The 22,330-nt window shown below is 63.7% G+C and carries 19 protein-coding genes; 12 read left to right on the top strand and 7 right to left on the bottom strand.

The features are described 5' to 3' along the window. Positions 1–224: 224 nt before the first annotated feature. Together xylB and AC4FWB_RS19550 are read right to left on the bottom strand one after the other, a co-directional pair. Positions 225–1,679 (bottom strand): xylulokinase, encoded by a 1,455-nt coding sequence (xylB, locus tag AC4FWB_RS19545; RefSeq protein ID WP_491027900.1) that lies wholly within the window; start codon positions 1,677–1,679, stop codon positions 225–227. 82 nt (positions 1,680–1,761) lie between these two features. Continuing rightward, complete coding sequence (locus AC4FWB_RS19550; RefSeq protein WP_491027901.1) at positions 1,762–3,087, bottom strand: tetratricopeptide repeat protein; 1,326 nt, start codon at positions 3,085–3,087, stop codon at positions 1,762–1,764. Between the two features lie 223 nt (positions 3,088–3,310). Here AC4FWB_RS19550 and AC4FWB_RS19555 point away from each other — a divergent pair, with 223 nt between their 5' ends. After that, positions 3,311–6,091, top strand: coding sequence for an autotransporter family protein (locus AC4FWB_RS19555; protein ID WP_491027902.1), 2,781 nt, complete (start codon positions 3,311–3,313; stop codon positions 6,089–6,091). 157 nt (positions 6,092–6,248) lie between these two features. On the opposite strand, the gene AC4FWB_RS19560 is transcribed toward AC4FWB_RS19555, so the two are convergent. After that, on the bottom strand, positions 6,249–6,872 hold the full coding sequence (locus AC4FWB_RS19560) for a LysE family translocator (protein WP_491027903.1): 624 nt from the start codon (positions 6,870–6,872) through the stop codon (positions 6,249–6,251). Between the two features lie 230 nt (positions 6,873–7,102). On the opposite strand from AC4FWB_RS19560, the gene AC4FWB_RS19565 reads away from it, so the two are divergent. The 11 genes from AC4FWB_RS19565 (at position 7,103) to AC4FWB_RS19615 (ending at position 17,109) form a co-directional block, all read left to right on the top strand. Continuing rightward, positions 7,103–7,867 (top strand): L,D-transpeptidase, encoded by a 765-nt coding sequence (locus AC4FWB_RS19565; protein ID WP_491027904.1) that lies wholly within the window; start codon positions 7,103–7,105, stop codon positions 7,865–7,867. A 147-nt stretch (positions 7,868–8,014) separates the two neighbouring features. Then, complete coding sequence (locus AC4FWB_RS19570; RefSeq protein WP_491027905.1) at positions 8,015–9,181, top strand: diphosphate--fructose-6-phosphate 1-phosphotransferase; 1,167 nt, start codon at positions 8,015–8,017, stop codon at positions 9,179–9,181. Then, on the top strand, positions 9,181–9,927 hold the full coding sequence (locus AC4FWB_RS19575) for an MBL fold metallo-hydrolase (RefSeq protein WP_491027906.1): 747 nt from the start codon (positions 9,181–9,183) through the stop codon (positions 9,925–9,927). The genes AC4FWB_RS19570 and AC4FWB_RS19575 overlap by 1 nt, the downstream gene beginning before the upstream one ends. Positions 9,928–10,116: 189 nt before the next feature. Continuing rightward, positions 10,117–11,664 (top strand): DegQ family serine endoprotease, encoded by a 1,548-nt coding sequence (locus AC4FWB_RS19580; RefSeq protein WP_491027907.1) that lies wholly within the window; start codon positions 10,117–10,119, stop codon positions 11,662–11,664. A 217-nt stretch (positions 11,665–11,881) separates the two neighbouring features. Continuing rightward, entirely contained in the window at positions 11,882–12,493 is a 612-nt protein-coding gene (locus AC4FWB_RS19585; protein WP_491027908.1) for a molybdopterin-dependent oxidoreductase, read from the top strand. Between the two features lie 24 nt (positions 12,494–12,517). Beyond that, positions 12,518–13,264, top strand: coding sequence for a ferredoxin reductase (locus AC4FWB_RS19590; protein WP_491027909.1), 747 nt, complete (start codon positions 12,518–12,520; stop codon positions 13,262–13,264). A 246-nt stretch (positions 13,265–13,510) separates the two neighbouring features. Then, positions 13,511–14,434 carry a helix-turn-helix domain-containing protein gene (locus AC4FWB_RS19595; protein WP_491027910.1) on the top strand — a complete coding sequence of 308 codons (924 nt, stop codon included), beginning with the start codon at positions 13,511–13,513 and terminating at the stop codon, positions 14,432–14,434. A 145-nt stretch (positions 14,435–14,579) separates the two neighbouring features. Further along, positions 14,580–15,329, top strand: coding sequence for an SDR family oxidoreductase (locus AC4FWB_RS19600; RefSeq protein WP_491027911.1), 750 nt, complete (start codon positions 14,580–14,582; stop codon positions 15,327–15,329). 66 nt (positions 15,330–15,395) lie between these two features. Then, positions 15,396–15,944, top strand: a complete 549-nt coding sequence (locus AC4FWB_RS19605) for a flavin reductase family protein (RefSeq protein WP_491027912.1) — start codon at positions 15,396–15,398, stop codon at positions 15,942–15,944. A gap of 634 nt (positions 15,945–16,578) precedes the next feature. Continuing rightward, positions 16,579–16,782, top strand: coding sequence for a DUF680 domain-containing protein (locus AC4FWB_RS19610; RefSeq protein WP_491027913.1), 204 nt, complete (start codon positions 16,579–16,581; stop codon positions 16,780–16,782). A 96-nt stretch (positions 16,783–16,878) separates the two neighbouring features. Next, positions 16,879–17,109, top strand: coding sequence for a DUF680 domain-containing protein (locus tag AC4FWB_RS19615; protein ID WP_491027914.1), 231 nt, complete (start codon positions 16,879–16,881; stop codon positions 17,107–17,109). Between the two features lie 91 nt (positions 17,110–17,200). On the opposite strand, the gene AC4FWB_RS19620 is transcribed toward AC4FWB_RS19615, so the two are convergent. Genes AC4FWB_RS19620 through AC4FWB_RS19635 form a run of 4 tightly spaced genes read right to left on the bottom strand, consistent with a single transcriptional unit; the run spans position 17,201 to position 22,187 of the window. Continuing rightward, positions 17,201–18,313 carry an ABC transporter ATP-binding protein gene (locus tag AC4FWB_RS19620; protein WP_491027915.1) on the bottom strand — a complete coding sequence of 371 codons (1,113 nt, stop codon included), beginning with the start codon at positions 18,311–18,313 and terminating at the stop codon, positions 17,201–17,203. A 35-nt stretch (positions 18,314–18,348) separates the two neighbouring features. Continuing rightward, a complete protein-coding gene (gene bglA / locus AC4FWB_RS19625) occupies positions 18,349–20,013 on the bottom strand; it encodes a beta-galactosidase BglA (protein ID WP_491027916.1) in 1,665 nt (554 codons plus the stop codon). A gap of 4 nt (positions 20,014–20,017) precedes the next feature. Next, the gene (locus AC4FWB_RS19630; RefSeq protein ID WP_491027917.1) at positions 20,018–21,172 is read right to left on the bottom strand and encodes a carbohydrate ABC transporter permease; all 1,155 of its coding nucleotides are present in this window, start codon (positions 21,170–21,172) and stop codon (positions 20,018–20,020) included. A gap of 1 nt (position 21,173) precedes the next feature. After that, positions 21,174–22,187: a carbohydrate ABC transporter permease gene (locus AC4FWB_RS19635; RefSeq protein WP_491027918.1), complete on the bottom strand. Its 1,014-nt coding sequence runs from the start codon at positions 22,185–22,187 to the stop codon at positions 21,174–21,176. Positions 22,188–22,330 lie beyond the last annotated feature (143 nt).

Below are 22,330 nucleotides of genomic sequence, written 5' to 3' on the forward strand. Positions count from 1 at the left end.
TCCTCTCCCCCATGAACTTGGGGGAGTGGTGGCCGCGCCGCGGCCAGTGTGGGGGGCTGGCGCCGCCATATGCGATTGCCCTGCCCTTGCGGGGGGAGATCGGGTGTCGCGCCGGCCTTCGCTAATCTCCAACGTGGCAGGAATGAGCGAGGCGCCCAAGCTGCCAATCTCCCCCCTTGAGGGGGAGATGCCCGGCAGGGCAGAGGGGGGTGCCTCGCGCCCGCTCACGCGGTTACAGCCCTGATCGCCGGATAGAGCGCGCGGTAATGCTGATAGGCATCCGCAAAGGCGCCGCCTAAGCCGGCATCCGGTTCGATCGTCGCGTCGGTTGCCGGCGCGCTGCAGACGGCAAGCGGATCGGCGCCTGTCGCGGCGATCAGGCCGAGTCGCGCCGCGCCGAAGGCGGCGCCGAAATCGCCGTCGGCCGGAATGTCGACCGGCACCTGCAGCGCCGTGGCGATCGCCTTCAGCCAGTAGCGGGAGCGCGAGCCGCCGCCGATCGCGGTCACCCTTGCCAGCGTCGTGCCGGCCGTCTTCAGCGCCTCGAGACTGTCGCGGAAGGCGAAGGCAACGCCCTCGAGCACGGCCTGGGTCAATACGGCGCGGCTCGATTGATGCGCCAGGCCGGTGAACGAGCCGCGGATGGCGGAGTCGTTGTGCGGCGTGCGCTCGCCGGAAAGATAAGGCAGGAAGGTGACGCCCGTCGGCGCCTTGAGCGTCTCGCCGAGCTCGCCGGTCAGGTCGCCGGCGCTTTTGCCGGTGATCTCCGACAGCCAGTTGAGCGAATCGGTGGCCGACAGGATGACGCCCATCTGGTGCCAGGTGTTGGGCAGCGCATGGCAGAAGGTGTGCACAGCGCTTTCCGGATTGGGCAGGTAGGACGCATTGGCCGCGAAGAGCACCCCCGACGTACCGAGCGAGACGAAAGCGTGGCCGGCGCCGACCGTGCCCATGCCGCAGGCCGAGGCCGCATTGTCGCCGGCGCCGCCGGCAACCGGGATGCCGGCCGCAATGCCCCATTTCGAAGCGAGCTCGCCGCGCAAGGCGCCAGCCTTCGCCGTGCCTTCGGTGAGCGACGGCATCTGTCTTTCGTCGAGCGATGTTGCCGCGAGCAGTTCGGGGGACCAGCGCCGCTTGCCGACGTCGAGCCAGGATGTGCCGGCCGAGTCCGACATTTCCGAAATATGCTCGCCGGTCAGCCAGAGCCGCAAGAAATCCTTGGGCAGAAGCACCCTGGCCACCTTGGCGAAGATTGCCGGCTCGTTGTTCTTCACCCACACAAGCTTCGGTGCGGTGAAGCCCGGGAAGACGATGTTGCCGGTGAGCTTGCGGAAACGCGGGTCGGCGTCGAGCGCCGCGGCCTCGACATGGCTGCGCGTGTCGTTCCACAGGATGCAGGGGCGCAGCACCTTGTCATCGGCATCGAGCAGGGTGGCGCCATGCATCTGGCCGGAAAGGCCGATGCCCTTGACCGCCGCGAGTTCCTTCGGATGGGAAACCTTGAGCTCGGCAATCGCCGTCTCGCAGGCCTCGATCCAATGCGCGGGCTCCTGCTCGGACCAGCCTGGATGCGGGCGCGAGACATCGAGCGAGCCATGGCCGGAGCCGATGACCTTCTGGCGATCATCGATCAGCAGCGCCTTGACGCCTGACGTGCCCAGGTCGAGGCCGAGATACATGATTTCCTCCCACTGCCATTAATTTTTTCGGATCTCGAAAAAATCTGGCTTGGCCAGTTCTTATGACAAGATCCGCCTCGGGTCAATTCTCTGACAAATCGGCCGCGCGTCGTGAGAACAGCGCCGACAGCGGGCTGTCCGGCCGCGCCAGTTGGCGCTCGGCGGTCAACGCCCGCGCCAGTGCACTGTCACCGGCACGCAGCGCGGCCTCGATCAGCGTCAGGTCGATCACGTCGCGCTGGGCGTGGCTGCCGCCAAAACGGTGCGCAATCGACCGGATCGGTCGGATCAGGCGCACCGCTTCGTCATAGTTGCCCTCGCCGAATGCCTTGATAGCCAAGGTCAGCGGCTGGCCGACGTCGCGCGTGAAGGCGGCGTTGTCGTCGCTGCCATGCGTCGCCTCGCGCTGCGCCTCGAGCAAGGTCCGCGCAGGCGCCTCCAGCCCCGCGCCGACAAAGGCCATCATCGCATGCGCGTCGTTGAAGGCGTAATTGCCGGCGGCAGCCTTCGGCACCCAGTTCGCGGCAAGTGCTGCCCAGCGGTCGCCGACATCGGCGCCGCCGAGATGGAGACGCCACAGGATCGCCGAGGCATCGACCATGTTGAGCGCCAGCGTCGAGCGGTCGCCATAGATCGGCCCGTCATAGAGCTTGAGCACCTCGTCCGTCTCGCCGAGGTCATAGTGGAACAGCGCCAGATGCCACCAATTATGGATCTTGAGGAAGCTGTCCTTGGTCCACGCCTGCGGGTTGGCGCGCATCCAGGCGATGCCGTCCCTTTGTCGGCTCTGCATTTCCATGACATGCGCCACCGCGTGCTGCGCCCAGCCGTCGCGCGGCTCGATCTCGATCGCCTGCCGGCCGAAGGATTCGGCGCGGGCATAGTCGCCCATTTCCTCCAGGCCGAAGGCCTGCATGCCGAGGATGGCGTGATAGCCCGGCATGCCCATTTGCCAAGCCGGCAGCGCCCGGCCGATGCGGTCGCGCAGCATACGGGCGTTGCCGGTGAAGAAGTCGATCTGGTGTCCCACCTGCAGTGCAAGCCCGTCGAGCGGATTGTCGATCGCGATATCCTCGAGGATGCGGGCGGCCTCATGCCAGCGTCCATTGGCGAGATGGCCAAGCGCCGCGACATGCGCCTGTTCGCGCGTTGTGCCGGCAAGCGGCAGCGCCGCCGCATGACATGCTTGCGCGACCGCCATTGCCTCGCGCTCGGTGGCGAGGCCAAACAGATAGCCTTTGAAAACATGCGCCATCACGAAGCCGGGATCGTCGGCGATGGCGCGTTCGATTGAGGCGACCGGATCGCCGATGAAGCACTGCAGCTCACGGACGGCCCGGCCGTAGGACGAAAACCCCGCCTCGGTCGCGCCTGAATAAGCCAGGCCAAATGCGTCCGTCAGCGCCATTGAATACCCTTCGATGATCGCGATTTTTGTTCGGAGCCCCAATCCTAAAGCATCGCTAAGGAACGCGCCAACGGCGTCCTGGACCAATCAATACTCGAGTGTATTTCGCCGAGATTGCAGTTTATCAACCATAGGGCGCAGAATAGGCTTTGAAAAACGAGACGAATTATGGCTTGATTGCGGCGCGGGCGGGGCGGCTTAAATCGCGAATTGCGAGGACGCGATGCGGCGCTTTGGAAATTCTCTTCCGGGACTGTTCTCGGAAGGTAAGGATATATCAGCAAATTCTGATAGACAGATAAGAGGCTTGGATCATCCTTGGGTGATCGGCCTTCTCGCCTCGACATCACTCACATTGCTGCCCGGTTCCGAAGCTTTTGCCGCATGCATATTTGCTCCTACCGCCGGCAACGACACTTTTATCTGCGACAGCGGCGATTCCGGCGGCAGCCTTACCGACACGGGCGGCGACAACACGCTGACCTTCCCCTCCGGCGGCACCGGCCAGATCAGCGGTAACGTCAGCTTCGGCGCCGGCACGGACCGCATCAACATGCAGTCCGGCACCATCACCGGCACGGTCGACCAGGGCGCCGGCACCGACTTCTTCACCATTGGCGCCGGCACCGTCGCCGGCAACGTCCAACAGGGCGCGGGCATCGACGATTTCAACATGAGCGGCGGCCAGATCGGCTCGCTCAACCAGGGCGATGGGCTCGATACCTTCACCATGAGCGGCGGCCGCATCGTCGACTTCTTCGACGATGGCGACCATGCCGTGATGACCGACGGCCGCATCGGCCGCGTCAACATGAAGCTCGACCAGAACTACTTCAACATGTCGGGCGGCATCATCGACCGCAACCTCGTCACCGGCTTCGACAAGGACACCATCATCCTCTCCGGCGGCACCATCGGCGGCAACATCAGCGTCAGCGGCGGCGACGACAGTGTGACGGTCACCGGCGGCACGATCGGCGGCGACGTATTGATGAGCTTCGGCTCCGACAATTTCGTCTGGGACGGCGGTGGCATCATCTATGGCAGCGTCGATCTCGGCGCCGACAACGACAGCGCCAAGCTCAGCAACCTCACCAAGGCCAATCTCGGCGGCGCCGACGCGCTGAATGGCGGCCTCGGCACCGATACGCTCACCTTCGACAACGTCAAGCTGGATGGCATCGCCAGGGTCCAGAACTGGGAAACGATCAACGCCACCAACGACACGGAACTGACGCTGGACGGCAACCTCGTGTTGGGCGACTCAGGCACCGGCACGCTCAATGTCGACCAGGCAAGCACGCTCTATGGCGGCGGCTTCAACGCTTCCATCCAGGCCTTCACCGCGGGCCAACTGGCGTCGGTCATCAATGCCGGCCGCATCGACCTGACCAACGGCAGCACCGGCGCCACCGACCGGCTGACGATTTCCGGCAATTATGTCGGCATGGGCGGCCTGCTGCTTCTGCAGACCGAACTTGGCGACGATTCTTCCGCTTCCGACAGGCTGGTGCTGTCGGGCGGCACGGCATCCGGCTCGACCGGCATCGCCGTGGTCAATGCCGGTGGCGCCGGCGCCCAGACAACGGCCGACGGCATCATGGTCGTGCAGGCGATCAACGGCGCCACATCCAGCGCCAGCGCCTTCGCCCTCGACGCGCCGGTCGCGGCCGGCGCCTTCGAATATTATCTGTTCAAGGGCGGCGTCAGCGCCGGCAGCGCGGAGAACTGGTACCTGCGCTCGACGCTGGTCACGCCGACATCTCCGGCCGCGGCTCCGTCCGTGTCCGAACCCACGCCCGCGCTCGAGCCCGTGCCGCCTGAGACAGAACCGCCGCCGCCACCGTCCGACCTGCCGCCGGTGCCGGTGCCGACCGAGGGTGACATCAACAACCCGCCGGTCGATCCGACGCCTCCGGTGCAGGCGAGCGATCCGGAGCCCGAGGCGCCGCCGGCCCCGCCCGAGGCGCCGCCGGCTGATCCGCCGCCACCGCCACCGCCGGTGCCGACCGCCGTGCCCGATCTCCCGACGCCGGCGGCGGGTCAGCAAATCCTGCTCTACCGCGTGGAAGTGCCGGTCTATTCGGCGCTGCCGCCGGTCGCCGAGCACCTGACGATGGCGACGCTCGGCACCTTCCACGAGCGGCGCGGCGAGCAGAGTCTATTGTCGGACACGGAGCTGTCGCCCGTTTGGGGCCGCATCTTCGGCCAGGACGCCAAGATGGACTGGTCGGGAACGGTCTCGCCCTCCTTCGACGGCACGCTGTTCGGCCTGCAGGCCGGCTTCGATATCTTGGGCCGCGAAACCAGTTCGGGTTCTGTCGACCGCGCCGGCCTGTTCATCGCCTATGGCAGCATGAATGGCGATTTGCGCGGTCAGGCGCTCGGCCAGAACGATCTCGCCGTCGGCAGCCTCGACGTCAGCGGCACCAGCGTCGGCGGCTACTGGACCCGCATCGGCAAGGCCGGCTGGTACCTGGATGGCGTGCTGATGGCGACCTTCTTCGGCGGCTCGGCCAGCTCGTCCCGCGGCATCGGCATCGATGTCGGCGGAACCGGCATCACCGCATCGCTGGAAGGCGGCTATCCGATCGCGCTCGCCCAGGGCTGGACGCTGGAGCCGCAGGCGCAACTGGTGTGGCAGCATCTGTCGCTCGACGACGCCGAGGACAGGTTCTCATCGGTCTCCTTCGACCCCAACGATGATGTCACCGGCAGGATCGGTCTCAGGCTTCAGGGCGAGACGGTCATGAACGGCATGGCGCTGCAGCCTTATCTCAAGGCCAATCTCTGGCACGGTTTCGGCGGCACCGACCACGTCGATTTCGAAGGCACCGACATCTCGACCGAGGGCAAGTCGACCTCCTTCGAATTCGGCGGCGGCGTGGTCGCCAAGGTGACGGACAAGGTCAGCGTCTTCGCCACCGGCGACTACACCACCAATCTCGGCGGCGACAAGCGCCGCGTGCTGGAAGCCAATCTGGGGCTCAGTGTGAAATGGTGAGCCAAGCTGGGCTGATATTCAGGTGAAGCCGGCCTGCAAATGGCGGTTTTCTGCGCTTCCGGTGCTCACGGACCTGAAAGTCCGCTCCGCTCCGGTTCTCGAAATTCGCCATTTTCGGCTCGGCCTGACCTGAATCTCAACCCATCTTGAACCCGCGTCAATTCCCCGAGCGCATCGCCACCGTGGCGATGCCGGCGCCGACCAGCAAGGTCCCGCCGGTGCGGTTGAAGATGCGGATCGCCTTCGGGTTGCGCACGATCGCGCGTGCCCTGGATGCGACCAGCGCGTAGCCGAACGCATTGCTGAAGGCGAGCGCCAGGAAGGTCGCCTCGAAGATAAGCATCTGCGTCCAGAAATCGGCGTGCCGGTCGAGGAACTGCGGCAGGAAGGCGACGAAGAAGGTGATGCTCTTCGGGTTGAGCGCGGTCACCAGCCAGGCATGCGCCATCATCCTTGCCGCCGACACCGCATCGGTGCGGGGTTCGGCCTTCAGCGCGCCCCCGGCGCGGAACAGCTTTATGCCGAGATAGACCAGATAGCCGGCGCCGATCACCTTAAGGATGGTGAACACGGTGGCCGAGGCCGCAAGCAGCGCGCCGATGCCCAGCATCGACAGCGTCATGGCGGTGAAGTCGCCGAGCGCGACGCCGACCGCCATCGGCAGCGCCGTGCGCCAGCCCTGGCCCAGCGCATAGGAGACGACCAAGAGGATCGTCGGACCCGGGATGACGAGAAGGATAGCGGAGGCGGCGGCAAAGGCAGCCCAGTTTTCGAAGGACATTTCCTACTCCTTGAGCGCAAAGAACAGGATAAATCCTGGGGTCGTCGCGATTGTAAAGAGGGCGATCGAGAAAATCTTCGGCGCCGGCCTGGCGTCTTCCTTCAGCGAAGTAACGGGCTGTTAGGGTTAAGTCCGGACTTTGGCCTTTCACGCTTTTTCAACCATGACTGGCGAAAATGCCCTCCATTCGGCCGGACCGTGCTTCCCGCCGACAGCGTAGGGTTTGGTGTATGCGCGAGTTGCCGCAAAGTCTGACGCCGCCTTCGAACGGCGAAACCGTCGAAACCGAAATTTCCCGCCGCGCCATGCTTTCGGGCATGGGCGCCATGGCGCTGCTCGGCATGGCCGGCTGCAGCACCACCGAGACGCTCGATCTGCCGCAATTGCAGCTCGACGATACGGTGACTGGTTCCGTCCACCCGATGCGCCCGGCGATCAGCGTCGACAAGAACATCACCGGCCCGGACGTGATGTATGCTTCCCTCACCGATGGCGGCTTCCAGGTGCCGGCCGTGCCCTGGCAGAAGGTCAAGCCCGAATTCCGCCGCCAGATCGTGGTCGACAAGACCGGCGAGGCGCCCGGCACCATCGTCGTCCATCTCAAGGAACGCATGCTCTATCTGGTCCAGCCGGGCGGCGACGCCATCCGCTATGGCGTCGGCATCGGCAAGGACGGTTTCCGCTGGTCGGGCCGCGCCAACATCCAGTATGGCCGCGAATGGCCGGTCTGGACGCCGCCGCCGGAAATGATCCAGCGCAAGCCGGAACTGGTGAAATGGCAGGGCGGCCAGCCCGGCGGCCTCACCAATCCGCTCGGCGCCCGCGCGCTCTACATCTACCAGAACGGCAAGGACACCGGTTACCGCATCCACGGCTCCCCGGAATGGTGGAGCATCGGTCAGGCGATGTCGTCGGGCTGCGTGCGGCTGATCAACCAGGATATCATCGACCTCTACAACCGCGTCTCGAAGAAGAACCCGGTCGTCGTCGTCTGATCCGCGCCGCCTACCTTCTTCTGATGCGGGCCGTTATGCCAAAACCGCTGCGCACTTTTGCACGGCACGCGTGAGTTTCTTCCGTTGCGCGATGCCGCAAGACAGGCGAAGGTGCCCTGAAAACCTTCGCCTCGGGAGAGAAAAATCATGGCCGGAACTTTCGTCATCGCGCAGGGCGGCGGCCCGACCGCCGTCATCAACCAGACGGTCGTCGGCGCCACGCTGGAGATCCGCAAGCGCCATCCCGGCGCCAAGGTGCTGGGCTCGATCCATGGCGTGCGCGGCATTCGCGACGGCAACTATGTCGACCTCTCCGCCATCCCTGAGGACCGGCTGCGGCTGATCGCCGGCACGCCGAGCGCGGCCCTCGGCTCGACCCGCGACAAGCCTGACGCCGCTTATTGCGAGGTCATTCTCAACGGTTTGAAGAAAGCCGGCGCCGATGCCTTCATCTATATCGGCGGCAACGACACCTCTGGCACCCAGCAGATCCTGACCGACGCCGCCGGCGGCACGATGGCCTTCGTGCACGCGCCGAAGACCATCGACAACGACCTCGAGGAGAACGACCATACGCCCGGCTTCATTTCGGCGGCCGAGTTCGTCGCCGGCGCCTTCCTCTCCGTCGATCTCGATTTTCGCGCGCTGCCCGGCATCTATGTCGGCATCGTCATGGGTCGGCATGCCGGCTTCCTGACCGCCGCCGCGGCGGCCTGGCAGCTCGATCCCGACAGCGGCCCGCATCTGGTCTATGTGCCGGAGCGGGCCTTCTCCGCCGAACGCTTCATCGACGATGTGCGCAAGACGCTCGACCGCCACAAGCGCTGCATCGTCGCCGTCTCCGAAGGTGTCAGCACGGCCGACGGCAAGGCGCTGGTCGAGAGCCTAGTGCCGCCGGAAAGGCTCGAGCGCGACCAGCACGGCAACGTCAAATTGTCGGGCAGCGATTTGCCGGCGGCGCTAGAACGAGCTCTCGCCGAAGGCCTGCCGGGCAAGCGCGCGCGGGTGGACGCACTCGGCTACATGCCGCGCGGCTATGTCGGCGCCATCAGCGCCGTCGACGCCAAGGAAGCCTTCGACGCCGGCGCCTTCGCGGTTGCCGTTGCCGAGGAAGGCGGCGGCTCGGTGGCGCTGCAATTTGATGGGACGAAGACCGTGCTGAAGAAGGTGCCGCTGAAGGCGGTCGCCGGAAAGACGCGTCATATGCCGGACGATTTCATGAAGCCGGACGTCAATCAGCTGTCGGAGGCCGGTATGGCCTATCTGAAGCGGCTGGTGCCGGAAAAATACAAGGTCGGAAAGCCCTTCGTCTGATGGGCGAGCTTGCGGTGGGCGACTGGTTCGGCAAGGCCATTGTCGATGCCGGGACGACGATGCTGACCGAGCCCTTCGTGCATGATTTCGTGCGCGCCAACATCTGGCATTTGAAGGGCCGCGACGCCGATCTTCTGGTCGACACCGGCATGGGCATCTGTCCGCTGGCGCCCGAGATCGACACGCCGGCGGGCAAGCCGCTGATCGTCGTCGCCACCCATATCCATCTCGACCATGTCGGCTCGCTGCATGAGTTCCCGTTGCGCATGGGGCCTGGGATCAGCGCGGCGCAGTTTGACAGCATGGATGATGCGGTCACCTACGCCTACATGTTCCACAATCTCGATGGCGCCGTGTCCAAATTGCCGGCGCCCGACTGGAAGGCGGCCGACTACTGGATTCCGTCGGCGCCGCTGACCCGCTCGCTCGACGAGGGCGATGTCGTCGATCTCGGCGACCGAAAATTCCGCGTGCTGCATCTGCCCGGGCATTCGCCGGATTCGATGGCGCTTTTCGACGAGGCCGACGGTCTGTTCTTCGCCGGCGACGCCATCTATGACGGCATGCTGATCGACGATCTGCCGGATTCGGACCGTGCTGCCTATTGCCGCACCATGCAGCGGCTGCTCGACCTGCCGATACGCATCGGCCATGGCGGCCACGGCCCGAGTTTCAACGGCCAGCGCATGCGTGAGATCGCCTCCGCCTATCTGCGCCGCAGAGAGCGCTTCGTGAGCGCTCTCTGAATTAAATCTTTGTAAGGTCGCCTCAAAACCCTAATTCGGGCCATTCCGCACCCTAGATGCCTGGCTGTCGATTCGGCCGGCTGCCCTGCACGGCGAGACAGGCAATCCCGGTCGTCGACACGCCGACGGGTGCGTGCTCCACGAACCGCCCCGCGGCGCCGGATCAACTCTCGCCCGGACAGAACGACCATGTCACAATTAAGCATTCTTCGCAGACATCGCGTCGCGGCCCTGCTGGGCGCTGCGCTGATCATCTCTCCCGTTGTCGTCTCCTTTGCCCAGAACGCCGGCAATGCCGGCCTGAGCAACGTGGTCGCGACGACACAGACGCCGGTCGCCGGCATTACCGCCCCGAACGGCTCATTCGCGCCGGTTGTCGCCACCGCCAAGCCGGCTGTCGTGACGGTCACGACCGTCATGAAGGCGCAGGCCGGTCCGACGGGCGACGGCTCGCCCTTCGACGGCAATTCGCCCTTCGACCAGTATTTCCAGCAGTTCTTCGGCGATCAGGGCATACCGATGCCCAAGACGCCGCCGCAGCAGCAATCGCCGCGGCAGGAGGCGTTGGGCTCCGGCTTCATCGTCGGCGCGGATGGCACCATCGTCACCAACAACCACGTCGTCGACGGCGCGACCTCGATCAAGGTGACGCTCGACGACGGCACCGAACTCCCCGCCAAGCTCGTCGGCCACGACGCCAAGAACGATCTGGCGGTGCTCAAGATCAAGGCGAGCAAGCCGCTGCCGACCGTGAAATGGGGCGATTCCGACAGACTGATGACCGGCGACCAGGTGCTGGCGATCGGCAATCCGTTCGGCATCGGCACCACGGTCACCGCCGGCATCGTCTCGGCGCGCGGCCGTGATTTGCACAGCGGGCCGTTCGACGATTTCATCCAGATCGACGCGCCGATCAATCACGGCAATTCCGGCGGTCCGCTGGTTGACGTCAGCGGCAATGTTGTCGGCATCGACACCGCGATCTTTTCGCCCAATGGCGGCAGCGTCGGCGTCGGCTTCGCCATCCCGTCGAACCAGGCCGAGAAGGTCGTGGCCAAGCTGATGAAGGGCGGCGATATCGAATACGGCTATCTCGGCGTGCAGATCCAGCCTGTCACGCAGGATGTCGCGAGCGCCATCGGCCTTGATCATCCGGGCGGCGCGCTGGTCGCCCAGGTCACCGATGGGTCGCCGGCGGCCAAGGCCGGCATCGAGACCGGCGATGTCATCACCGGCTTCGGTGGCCAGGAAATCAAGGATCCGAAGGACCTGTCGCGCGCCGTCGCCGACGTCTCGCCAGGCGCCAAGGAGACGCTGACTGTCTGGCGCAACGGCAAGGCCATGCAGATCTCCGCCGATGTCGGCCGCAACACCGAAGACGCGCAGACCGCCTCCAATGGCGAGGAGGGCAAGCCGTCCACCGAGCAGGGCTTGCGCGTGCCGTCGCTTGGTCTTGGCCTGACCGACATCACGCCCGACATCCGCCAGCAGCTGAACCTCACCGACAACCAGCGCGGCGCCGTGGTCGAACGCGTCAACCCGGACAAGGCGGCTTCGTCGGCCGGCATCGAGCCGGGCGATGTCATCGTCGCCGTCGACCGCACGCCGGTAAAAAGCGCCAGGCAGGCGAACCAGGCGATCGCCGAGGCCGGCAAGTCCGGCAAGAAGTCGGTGCTGCTGCTGGTCGATCGCGGCGACGCGCAGATCTTCGTCGCCGTGCCTTTCGCCGCCGGCTGAACCGATAAGGCCCTGCCGGCAGGGGGCAATTCCAGGAAAAGTGCGTCGCGGTTTTCCGTCCGGAATTGCGCTGGAAAGAAACCTGGAGCGGATCAGCAATCCTATCAAAGCGGAACCGCTCCAGGCGGCAGGGCCTCCGCCAAGATTCCTGTTGCCCGCCGGGGCGTCTTCGAGAACAGTGCCGGGATCGATCAAACCAATTGCGAGTGGTGTCTCGATGGTTACCCGCGGCTTCTTTTCCGGACGACGTCCTCCCTCGGACACCGATGCGCGCATCCCGCCGGGGCAATATCTGGAACAGGGTTTTCCGGTGCTCTCGGCAGGGCCGACGCCGCGCGTGCGCACCGAGGACTGGTCGTTCACGCTCAAGCACGGGCCGCGTCCGATCAGGAAATGGAACTGGGCCGAGTTCAACGCCCTGCCGCAGAGCAAGATGACCCGCGACATCCATTGCGTGACGGCCTGGACCAAGTTCAACACGCCCTGGCAAGGCGTGATGGTCGACGACATCCTCGCCGACGCGGGCATCGAGCCGCCGACCGCTTTCACGCTGGCGCTGTCCTTCGACGGCTATTCCACCAATGTGCCGACCGACGACCTTGTCACCGGCAAGGCGATGGTGGCGTTGCTTTACGAGGGCAAGCCGATCATTCCCGACCATGGCGGGCCGGCGCGGCTCTTGGTGCCACATCTCTATTTCTGGAAGTCGGCCAAATGGGTGAATGGGCTGCAATTCACCGAGCGCGACGAGCCGGGCTTCTGGGAACTGCGCGGCTATCACATGTATGGCGATCCTTGGCGCGAGCAGCGCTATTCAAGCGATCCATGAGAGGCGATCCGTGAGGGGCGACTCATGAGCGCGGAACCGCAGCCGCAGTCGCCGTGGCAGGCGGTCACGATCGCCCGCATCGAAAAGCGCACGCCGCGCGTCACCAGTTTCTGGTTCCAGCCGTCGCGGCCATTCGTCCATCTGGCGGGGCAGCATGTCGACATCAGGCTGACGGCGCCGGATGGCTATCAGGCGCGCCGGTCCTATTCCATCGCCTCCGCGCCGGAGGCAGGCGCAGGCATCGAGCTGGCGATCGAGCGGCTCGACGATGGCGAGGTTTCGCCGTTCTTCCACGATGTGGCGGAGGTGGGCGACGAGATCGAATTGCGCGGACCGCTTGGCGGCCACTTCATCTGGGAGGCGAGCGACGGCGGGCCGATCCTTCTGGTCGGCGGCGGCTCCGGCGTGGTGCCGCTGATGGCGATGGTGCGCCACCGCACCTTGCAAAAATCGGCCGCGCCGATCGCGCTGGTGTTTTCGGCCAGGGTCTGGGACGAGGTGATCTTCCGCGACGAGTTGATCGGCCTCGACGACCGCCGCGACGGCTTCGATCTGGTGCTCACGCTGACGCGCGAGCAGGCCCGGCGCCCGGCCGACTATTCCCGGCGCGTCGATGCCCATATGATGGGGCAAGCCATGGAGCGGCTGCCGAAGGCGCCCAGGCTCGCCTATGTCTGCGGCTCGAACGCGTTCGTGTCGGCCGCCACCGAGGCGCTGATCGACGCCGGCGTTCCGGCAGGACTCATCCGCACCGAGCGCTACGGGGTCTGAGCTTTCAGCAGGTTGTCCGCGATGCAGGCTGCGTGCTGGTGCACTCGCGCGACTGAAGGATCGATCATCTGCGCTGCCGTGTCATGACCGGCGGCCATGCTTGGAATAACCTGGAGGCAGCATTGGGCTTAGCGCGCTTGCTGATTGCTGTCACTCATGTCAGATGTAACGGGTATCGCGAGGACAAAGAGAGCGCGACTACTGTCTCCCAAAAATCGCGACGGGCCCTAGCGAGAAGCTGGCGAGATGGCTTTCGAACACGACCAAAAGCCTGTTTCTCCTCCCGATCGCACATCCCCGCTGGGCCTCCAGAACTACATTGCAGGCCGCACGCTGATCAGCGGCGACGGCCCCGCCTGGACGGACATGTTCGTGCAGGTCTTCTCGCGTCTGCGCAAGCAGGAGCCATTTCTGGTGCCAGCCGTGGCCGAACCGTTGATCGTTTGGGTGATATCTGGGGCGGCGGTTGTTGAGGAACGCGAGCTAGGTGGAGAGTGGATAGCGAACCGGGTGGCCATCGGTGACTTTTTTTTAACGAGGTCCGCGACACCGTATGAATTGCGCTGGCATGCCAAGGGTGATGAACCGTTTCAGGTGATGCATCTCTATCTCTCGGTTCCGCTGTTTGAACGAGTGGTGCAAGAACTATCGGGCAAAGCCACGGTGGGCCTGCGCGACATCTCTGGTGGTCGGGATGAACAACTGTCCCATCTGCTGGCCCTCGTTCACCGCGAGCTCATCGCGGAGGGAGCAGGTAGCGCGCTTTTCGTTCAGGGCTTGGCACAAAGCCTCGCCGTTCATTTGATCCGGCACTACGCCTCGGGGGCAGAGGAACAGCACCAACAAAACGCTCTTCCAGGTGCAAAATTGCGCCGGGCAATTGCCTTCATGGAGGCGCATCTGCAGGAGCCGTTCGAACTGGCCCTGGTGGCGCGAGATGTTGGCATGAGCGAGTTTCACTTTAGCCGCCTGTTCAAAAAGGCCACGGGACTTTCGCCATCTCACCAGTTCATTCGTCAGCGTGTGGCCAAGGCCCAGCAGTTGTTGCAGGAGACGGATAGCAGCGTCATTCAAGTGGCGATGGCCGTCGGCTACTCCAGCCCTAGCCATTTCGCTCAAATCTTTCGCCGCGAAACAGGCCTTTCGCCCCGCGCCTATCGCCGCGAATGAGTTTTTTGTCCGCCGCCAGAATAAAGCAAGATCCCGACAGTTGGCGCAGGTCACCGCGCGAAGCCGCCGGCATCTCCGCCTAATTTCCTCCTTGTCCACGCGACCTCCGATTTCAGCCGGAGCGTCCATAACAAGGAGTTGAACTATGACTACCATTACTGGAAAAGTTGCCCTGGTCACGGGTGCATCAAGCGGCATTGGCGCCGCCACTGCCTTAAAGCTTGCCGCGGCCGGCGCCAAGGTCGGTATCGCCGCGCGGCGAACGGACAGGCTCGAAGCTCTCAAGAGCGAAATCGCCTCCAAGGGCGGTGAGGCCTTGGTGATCGAGATGGATGTGGTCGATGCCGCTTCCGTCGAAGCCGGTGTGAAGAAGCTGGCCGACACCTACGGCTCCATCGACATTCTCGTCAACAATGCAGGGCTGATGCCACTCTCTGACCTTGATCAGCTCAAGACCGGCGAATGGCATCGCATGGTCGATGTGAACGTGAAGGGCCTGCTGAACGTCACCGCCGCCGTCCTGCCGCGGATGGTCAAGCAGCATTCGGGCCATATCTTCAACATGTCCTCGATTGCCGGCCGCAAGGTCTTCAAGGGCCTGTCGATCTATTGCGCGACAAAGCACGCGGTCACTGCGTTCTCCGACGGCCTGCGCATGGAAGTCGGCCAGAAGCACAACATCCGCGTCACCTGCATCCAGCCAGGGGCGGTTGCGACCGAACTTTACGACCACATCACCGATGCTGGTTACCGCCAGCAGATGGACGATCTGGCCGAGCAGATGACGTTCCTTCAGAGCTCGGACATCGGTGACACAATCGTTTTTGCCGCCCAGGCGCCCTCGCATGTGAACGTCGCTGAGCTTTTCGTCCTGCCCGTCGAACAGGGCTGGTAATTGAGATCAAAGACCTTCCGCCTCTCCGTCACGTGACGGAGAGGCTATCCTCAAAAGGAATTCAAGATGAATGAGATACCTGCGTCTCAGGTCTATCGCCTCCTCGAACCGGGTCCGATTGTGCTCGTAACAACAAGGCACGAGGGGAAGCCGAATGTGATGACCATGGGTTTCCACATGATCATCCAGCATGCGCCGCCGCTGATCGGCTGCGTTATTGGCCCCTGGGATCACAGCTATGAAGCGCTGCGAGAAACCGGGGAATGCGTGATCGCGATACCAACAATCGATTTGGCCGAGACAGTCGTCGACATCGGCAATTGTTCGGGCGATTCCGTTGACAAGTTTCAGCGCTTCGGGCTGAACCAGCGCCTGGCAAGTGATGTGAAAGCCCCACTGATTGATGATTGCCTTGCCAATATCGAGTGCCGGGTAGCCAACACCAGCCTTGTCGACATCTACAATCTCTTCATCCTCGAAGCGAAGCGGGTCTGGATCGAAGAAGCCCGAGCGGAGCGCCGCACACTGCACCATCGTGGTGACGGCAGTTTCACGATCGACGGCGACATACTTGATCTTAGCGACCGCATGACGAAGTGGCGGCACTTGCCGTAGGCAGCCGGCATACTTTGCAGTCGACGGCCGCCGAAGCACGCGATCATAGAGAAGGTGCTTGCCAAGGCCGCCGCTGCGAGGTTCTTGGCAACCATATCGAGATTGGGACAGCAGTGGTTTTACGGGGGACGGTGATAGCGATCGTCTTTGATGCTGGCACGGTGCGCTAGCGAAAAGCAATTCAGCGGTTTTCCGGCCGGAATTGCGGTCACAGGAGAGCACGACTTCCTCTTCGCAGCCGGTTCGGATCGCTGCTGGCGATGCCCCCGATTCGGCTCCCGATCAGCCTCGAAATGGTTAACGGTATCGAAAAGTGACTATTAGGAGATTCTAAAATCGAACCGAACGGTTCGTTTCTGTTGACGGTGCGTGCAGGACGGGTGAACATTGGCAGTCGGATACGTTTGGTGAGCCAAACGACGGAATGACGTAACCAACTGATTTCGATTAGGAAAAATCCGATCGTAGGAACGGATGGTACAATTTCAAGGTGTGGATTCATGGTCCAGCCGGAACAACTTCGTGATTGGAATCCGGCAGCCGGCTTACCCACATCGGGCCTGTCCGAACGACGCGATTTCATTCCCAAGACACGCCGCTAGACGGACGGAAAAAAGATACTGGAGTGCCAAAAATGAAAAAGATTGTTCTTACTGCCGCCGCCGTTCTGGCCATTTCCGGCAGCGCCTTCGCTGCTAGCGACAACTACGGTTCCAACGGCGCCAATCAGCCGGCCGCCGCGGTCGACACGTCCTATACGGCTTCGACCCAGAAGTCGGAACCGGCTGCCCAGAAGCCCGCCCAGGGCGCTGACCGCAACCTCTTCGGCAACAACTAATTGCCGAACAGCGGCCATGATCCGATGAGGGGCATGGTCGACAGGAGACGGACGGCGGGCTCGCCCGCCGCCTCCAAGAATTCAGGAGTATTGAAAATGAAGAAGATCGTTCTTGCCACCGCGGCCGTCTTGGCCCTTTCCAGCACCGCTTTCGCGGCCAGCGACAACTATGGCTCCAATGGCGCCAACCAGCCGGCTGCCGCGGTCGACACGACGCGCACCTCGTCGACCGGCACCGACTCGCCGGTCTACAAGCTGTTGAACTCGTCCAACGACGCGCACAAGTCGGCCCCGCAGGGGAGCGACCGCAACCTGTTCGGCCGCTAACACCCGCAAACAGTTGAATGAAAAAGAGCGGCGGGCCAGGCCCGCCGCTCTTTTGTTTTGCCGGGTAGCTCCCGAGGGAACGAGGAAGACCTCAAGCCGCCTTCGCCTCTTCGCGATGCAGCGTGAAGGAGTGGCCATCCGCGTCGAAGATATGCAGGTCGCCGGCGCTGGCGTTCAGCCGCAAGGTCTCGCCGCGCTTGACCTCGACATTGCCCGGCAGCTTGGCCACCAGCGGCAGGTCGGCGCGGCCGATATCGACATAGACGAGCTGCACCTCGCCGAGCTGCTCGATATAGTCGACCTTGCCTTCGAACAGGTAATCCTGCCCGGTGGCGATCGCGAGATCCTCAGGCCGCACGCCGAAGCTCACCGCCGCGCCGTTCGCCGAGGCGGGCGTCGCGATCGGCACGGTGGCCTTGCGGTCGCCGACATGGCTGACCACGGTCGGGTTGCCCGCCTTCTCAATCTTTGCCGGCAATATATTCATCGCCGGCGAGCCGATGAACTGGGCGACGAACAGGTTGCCTGGCCGCTTGTAGAGCTCCATCGGCGTGCCGACCTGCTCGACGACGCCTTCCTTCAGCACCACGATGCGGTCCGCCAGCGTCATCGCCTCGACCTGGTCGTGCGTGACGTAGATCATCGTCGTGTTCGGCATCGATTCCTTGAGCTTGGCGATCTCGATACGGGTGGCGACGCGCAGCGCCGCGTCGAGGTTCGACAGCGGTTCGTCGAACAGGAACACCTTCGGATTGCGCACGATGGCGCGGCCGATGGCGACGCGCTGGCGCTGGCCGCCCGACATAGCCTTGGGCAGACGGTCGAGATATTTGGTGAGCTGCAGGATTTCGGCTGCCTGGCGCACGCGCTTGTCGATCTCGGCCTTGCTTTCCTTGCCGATCTTCATCGAGAAGGCCATGTTGTCGTAGACCGTCATATGCGGGTAGAGCGCATAGGACTGGAACACCATGGCGATGCCCCGCTTCGACGGCGGCACGTCGTTCACCACCTCGCCGTCGATCTGGAGCATGCCGGACGTGATCTCCTCGAGGCCGGCGATCGACCTCAGCAAGGTCGACTTGCCGCAGCCCGACGGCCCGACGAAGACGATGAACTCGCCCGATTTGATGTCCAGGTCGATGCCGTGGAGAATGTTGAGGTTGCCGTATGATTTCTTCACCTGGTTCAGCGTGACATCGGCCATGTTTTCGTCCTCCCAATGATTGTCCGTTCCAAGACTCAGTCGATACGCCCGAACCACGCGCCATAGCCGCCGAGGCGGATGGGACCGGTGCCAGCTTGTCCCGAAAAGCCATGCCCCGGCAAGGGCTGCAGCGAGGCTTTGCCGAGATCGACCTCTGCTGGCTTGCCGCCGAGGTTGAAGACGCAGGCGATGCGCTCGTTGCCTTCGCGTCGCGTGAAGGCGACGGTGTCGCCGCCGCTCTCGATGAAGTCGATGTCGCCCTTGCCCATCGCCGGATGCTGGCGGCGGAAGGCGAGGAAGCGCCGGTAGTGCTCGAGCAGCGAGCTCGGATCGCCCTGCTGTACGTTCACCGCCTGCGAAAGATGCTTGCCCGGCACCGGCAGCCAGGGCTTGGCGCTCGAGAAACCGCCATTCTGGGCCGCCGCTTCCCACACCATCGGCGTGCGGCAGCCGTCGCGGCCCTTGAATTCCGGCCAGAAACGGATGCCGTAGGGGTCCTGCAAGTCCTCGAATTTGAGTTCCGCCTCGCCCAGGCCGAGCTCTTCGCCCTGATAGATGCAGACCGAGCCGCGCAGCGACATCAGCAGCGCCGAGATCACCTTGAGGTAAGCGGTCGAGTCGGCCTCGTTGGCGGCCCAGCGTGAGGCCACCCGCATCACGTCATGGTTGGAGAAGGCCCAGCAGGACCAGCCGTCGCTGGCGACCCGGCCGAACGCCTCCAGCACCGTCCGCACCTTGGCGGCGCTGATCTTTTCCGGCGCCAGGAAGTCGAAGGAATAGCACATATGCACGCGCTTGCCGTCGGCGGTGTAGGCGGCCACCACTTCCAGCCCGCGCTGCGAGTCGCCGACCTCGCCGACGGCGGCCTGCGCCGGATATTCGTCGAGCAGCGCGCGGAAACGCTCCAGGAAGCCGAGGTTTTCCGGCCGGCTCTTGTCGTAGATATGGTCCTGGTAGTTGTAGGGGTTGACGGACGGGGCCGTCTGGTCGTTGCGCTCTTCCGGCGGCAGCGGCGGATTGTCCTCCAGCCCCTGGCTGTGGAAGTAGAAATTGATGGTATCGAGGCGGAAGCCGTCGACGCCGCGCTCCAGCCAGAAGCGGGTGATGTCGAGCAGCGCGTCCTGGACTTCTGCGTTGTGGAAGTTGAGGTCGGGCTGCTCGGCCAGGAAATTGTGCATGTAATATTGCTGGCGGCTGGTGTCCCACTGCCAGGCCGAGCCGCCGAAGATCGACAGCCAGTTGTTGGGCGGCGTGCCGTCGGGCTTGGCGTCCGCCCACACATACCAGTCGGCTTTCGGATTGGTCCGGCTGGAGCGGCTTTCCTTGAACCAGGGGTGGATGTCGGCGGTGTGCGACAGCACCTCGTCGATCATCACCTTGAGGCCGAGGCGATGCGCTTCCGCCACCAGCGCATCGAAATCGGCGAGCGTGCCGAACATCGGATCGACATCGCAGTAATCCGACACGTCGTAGCCGAAATCCTTCATCGGCGATTTGAAGAAGGGCGAGATCCAGATTGCGTCGACGCCGAGCGAGGCGATGTAGGGCAGCCGCCGCACAATGCCTTTCAGGTCGCCGATGCCGTCGCCGTTCGAGTCCTGATAGGAACGCGGATAGATCTGGTAGATCACCGCGCCCCGCCACCAGTCGCGGTCGACGGCGGGGTCTGGTCTCGAAGTCGCCTTCAACGCCGATTGCATTTTATCAACCTCCTTTCACCGAGCCGGCAAGCAGCCCGCGGACGAAATAGCGCTGCAGCGAGAAGAACACGATCAGCGGCACGATGATGGTCACGAAGGCCGATGTCGTGAGAATCTCCCAGTCGCCGCCGCGCGAGCCGAGCAGCGCGTTGAGCTTGGCCGTCAGCACGATCTGATCGGCCTCGGTACCGAGGAAAACCATCGCCACCAAGAGATCGTTCCATACCCACAGGAACTGGAAGATGGCAAAGGACGCAAGCACCGGGAAGGACAGCGGCAGCACGATCTTGACGAAGATCTCGAAGTCGCTGGCGCCGTCGATGCGGGCCGATTCCATGATCTCGCGCGGCAGGCCGGCTATGTAGCTCCTGAGCAGGTAGATGGCGAAGGGCAGGCCGAAGCCGGTATGCGCCAGCCAGATGCCGAGATAGGTCTTGGACGGCACGCCGAAGAAGCTGCCGACGCCGTTATAGAGCTTCAGCAGCGGGATCAGCGACATCTGCAGCGGCACGACGAGCAGGCCGATGATGACGGCGATCAAGAGCGCCCGGCCGGGAAAGCGCATCCAGGCCAGCGCGTAAGCCGCGAAGGCCGCGATCAGGATCGGGATGACGGTCGAGGGAATGGTCACCGTCAGCGAGTTCATGAAGGAGCGGCCGATGCCTTCCGAGAACAGCACCGTCCGGTAATTGTCGGTGGTGAATTTCGGCGGCGCCGAGGAGGCAAAATAGACGCGCTGGCCGCGTTCGCCTTCGAAGGCTTTCGGCGAGGACAGGGCAAAGCTGCCGTCGGCGTTGACCAGCAGGCTGACGCCGTCGCCGAGATCGGCCGCCGTGCCGGCGGGATATTGCGTCGGCGCCGACGACTTGACGCCGAAGGCGCTGATGTCGCGCTTGGCGCCGTCGCCGAAGATGTTGCCCTCGATGACGTATTTGCCGTCCTTCTGCACCTGCGCGGAGGCTGCCGGCAGCCGCCCGGCCTCGGTCTGGCTGGAACTGGCGAAGGAATTCCACCAGCCGGAGGCGATGATCTGGTCCTTGTCGCGCAGCGACGAGACGAGGATGCCGAGCGTGGGCACGGTCCAGATCGCCACGAAGACGAGCACGGCGATGTGGACGCCGAAGCGGTTGGCGAAGGATTTTCCGGTCTTGGCGGTCATCTCAATGCCCTCCCGTCTCTTTGTTGGCCTGGCGGATGTTCCAGACCATGATCGGAATGACGGCGATCATGATGATGATGGCAATCGTCGCGCCGCGGCCGAAGTCGCCGCCGCCGCGGAACATCCAGTCGAACATCAGATTGGCGAGCACCTGGCTGTTCCACTGGCCGTTGGTCATCGTCAGCACGATGTCGAACACCTTCAGCACCAGTATGGTGATGGTGGTCCAGACCACGGCGATGGTGCCCCAGATCTGCGGCACCATGATCTTCCAGAAGATCTGAAACGGATTGGCGCCGTCGATGACCGCGGCTTCCAGCGTCTCTTCCGGAATGCCGCGCAGCGCCGACGACAGGATCACCATGGCAAAGCCGGTCTGGATCCAGATCAGGATGACCATCAGGAAGAAGTTGTTCCAGAACGGCAGCGATATCCACACCTGCGGCTGGCCGCCGAAAGACTGAATGATGGCGTTGAGCAGGCCGATCTGGACCTGGCCTTCGCCGCGATACTCGTAGATGAATTTCCAGATCACGCTGGCGCCGACGAAGGAGATGGCCAGCGGCAGGAAGATCAGGCTCTTGGCGATCGTGCCCCACCAGATCTTGTCGGTGAGCACGGCGATGATCAGCCCGAGGAAGGTGCAGGCCGCCGGCACCACCGCGAGCCAGACGATATTGTTGAGGATCGAGTTGCGGAACTCGCGGTCGCCGAACGCCCATTCGTAGTTGGCAAGCCCGACGAAGCTCGCGCCGCCGCGATCGAGGAAGGAGAGCCTGAGCGTCTCGACGACCGGATAGATCAGGTAGATCGTGAGGATGATCATCGCCGGACCGACGAACAGCCATGGCCGCACCAGCCCTTGCCGGCGCAGATTGTCGACGGCGGTGGTGCCGGAGACGCCGCGCGATGGGAAGACGACGTCGAGCAGTTTGTTGGCGCCCCAGAAATAGGCGACGCAGCCGCCGACGCCGATGATGATGACGAATATGGCCGAGAAAATCTGAGCCGCCATGGGTCCCTCTCCCTGCGCATGACCTGCCAGGCGGGCCTGGCAATTGGATGCACCGACTTACCTAAAGCGCGTCGCGAATTTTAAGGTTCGCTCTGAGCGCGCTTTAAGACCTTGTTTTGATGCATGTCGTCTCCCCAAAATCG

The sequence above is a fragment of the Mesorhizobium sp. LEGMi-168a genome, from assembly GCF_058312955.1.

What these genes read in the sequence shown, in the direction of transcription:
- xylB (WP_491027900.1), bottom strand. Translation starts at nt 1,679, where the DNA reads ATGTATCTCGGCCTCGACCTGGGCACGTCAGGCGTCAAGGCGCTGCTG.
- AC4FWB_RS19585 (WP_491027908.1), top strand. Translation starts at nt 11,882, where the DNA reads ATGGTTACCCGCGGCTTCTTTTCCGGACGACGTCCTCCCTCGGACACC.
- AC4FWB_RS19570 (WP_491027905.1), top strand. Translation starts at nt 8,015, where the DNA reads ATGGCCGGAACTTTCGTCATCGCGCAGGGCGGCGGCCCGACCGCCGTC.
- AC4FWB_RS19560 (WP_491027903.1), bottom strand. Translation starts at nt 6,872, where the DNA reads ATGTCCTTCGAAAACTGGGCTGCCTTTGCCGCCGCCTCCGCTATCCTT.
- AC4FWB_RS19595 (WP_491027910.1), top strand. Translation starts at nt 13,511, where the DNA reads ATGGCTTTCGAACACGACCAAAAGCCTGTTTCTCCTCCCGATCGCACA.
- AC4FWB_RS19615 (WP_491027914.1), top strand. Translation starts at nt 16,879, where the DNA reads ATGAAGAAGATCGTTCTTGCCACCGCGGCCGTCTTGGCCCTTTCCAGC.
- AC4FWB_RS19580 (WP_491027907.1), top strand. Translation starts at nt 10,117, where the DNA reads ATGTCACAATTAAGCATTCTTCGCAGACATCGCGTCGCGGCCCTGCTG.
- AC4FWB_RS19605 (WP_491027912.1), top strand. Translation starts at nt 15,396, where the DNA reads ATGAATGAGATACCTGCGTCTCAGGTCTATCGCCTCCTCGAACCGGGT.
- AC4FWB_RS19620 (WP_491027915.1), bottom strand. Translation starts at nt 18,313, where the DNA reads ATGGCCGATGTCACGCTGAACCAGGTGAAGAAATCATACGGCAACCTC.
- AC4FWB_RS19630 (WP_491027917.1), bottom strand. Translation starts at nt 21,172, where the DNA reads ATGACCGCCAAGACCGGAAAATCCTTCGCCAACCGCTTCGGCGTCCAC.
- AC4FWB_RS19635 (WP_491027918.1), bottom strand. Translation starts at nt 22,187, where the DNA reads ATGGCGGCTCAGATTTTCTCGGCCATATTCGTCATCATCATCGGCGTC.
- AC4FWB_RS19565 (WP_491027904.1), top strand. Translation starts at nt 7,103, where the DNA reads ATGCGCGAGTTGCCGCAAAGTCTGACGCCGCCTTCGAACGGCGAAACC.
- AC4FWB_RS19555 (WP_491027902.1), top strand. Translation starts at nt 3,311, where the DNA reads ATGCGGCGCTTTGGAAATTCTCTTCCGGGACTGTTCTCGGAAGGTAAG.
- AC4FWB_RS19575 (WP_491027906.1), top strand. Translation starts at nt 9,181, where the DNA reads ATGGGCGAGCTTGCGGTGGGCGACTGGTTCGGCAAGGCCATTGTCGAT.
- bglA (WP_491027916.1), bottom strand. Translation starts at nt 20,013, where the DNA reads ATGCAATCGGCGTTGAAGGCGACTTCGAGACCAGACCCCGCCGTCGAC.
- AC4FWB_RS19610 (WP_491027913.1), top strand. Translation starts at nt 16,579, where the DNA reads ATGAAAAAGATTGTTCTTACTGCCGCCGCCGTTCTGGCCATTTCCGGC.
- AC4FWB_RS19590 (WP_491027909.1), top strand. Translation starts at nt 12,518, where the DNA reads ATGAGCGCGGAACCGCAGCCGCAGTCGCCGTGGCAGGCGGTCACGATC.
- AC4FWB_RS19600 (WP_491027911.1), top strand. Translation starts at nt 14,580, where the DNA reads ATGACTACCATTACTGGAAAAGTTGCCCTGGTCACGGGTGCATCAAGC.
- AC4FWB_RS19550 (WP_491027901.1), bottom strand. Translation starts at nt 3,087, where the DNA reads ATGGCGCTGACGGACGCATTTGGCCTGGCTTATTCAGGCGCGACCGAG.